The organism is Streptomyces achromogenes subsp. achromogenes (assembly GCF_000720835.1).
In the GTDB taxonomy this organism is placed as follows: Bacteria; Actinomycetota; Actinomycetes; order Streptomycetales; family Streptomycetaceae; genus Streptomyces; species Streptomyces achromogenes.
Genome location: NZ_JODT01000106.1, coordinates 1 through 405 on the forward strand (window position 1 = coordinate 1; position 405 = coordinate 405).

1 protein-coding gene is annotated in these 405 nt (G+C 75.3%); it reads right to left on the bottom strand.

The genetic code is table 11. The features are described 5' to 3' along the window. Positions 1 to 72 precede the first annotated feature (72 nt). Positions 73 to 336, bottom strand: coding sequence for a hypothetical protein (locus IH25_RS0136900; RefSeq protein ID WP_063755196.1), 264 nt, complete (start codon positions 334 to 336; stop codon positions 73 to 75). Positions 337 to 405: the final 69 nt, after the last annotated feature.

Here is a 405-nt window from a genome sequence, read left to right on the forward strand (position 1 = left end):
ACAGGGCCCCGGTACGTCAAGTGACAGACGTACCGGGGCCGGTTGTACGTCATCCGGTCTTCCCGGCCTGCGTCATGCGGCGGCGAACAGGGCGAGTTGGGCCACGTGGCACCCGTAGCCGGGTGCGGCGACCCGGCCGGGCGCCCGGGGGCCTGCCACGTGGACGTGGTGGCCGGTCGGCGGTATCCGCTCCATGGCCTGCTCTGCCGCTTCCCGCAGGGTGAGCCGGGAGCCATCGGGCCGGGTCAGTGCGAGCGGGTGCGGCTCGGGTTCGAGCAGCTCCCCGCCCGGGGTCACCAGGACGGGGGCCCCGCAGCGCGGACACCGGCCGGTCATGACGGGTCAGGCGCCCGGGGCGGACCGGGGCGAGGTAGGCCAGTCGACCGACCCTGTGGGGGCGGGAGT

Excerpts from the sequence above, each read along its gene's own strand:
- IH25_RS0136900 (WP_063755196.1), bottom strand. The coding sequence starts at position 336 with ATGACCGGCCGGTGTCCGCGCTGCGGGGCCCCCGTCCTGGTGACCCCG.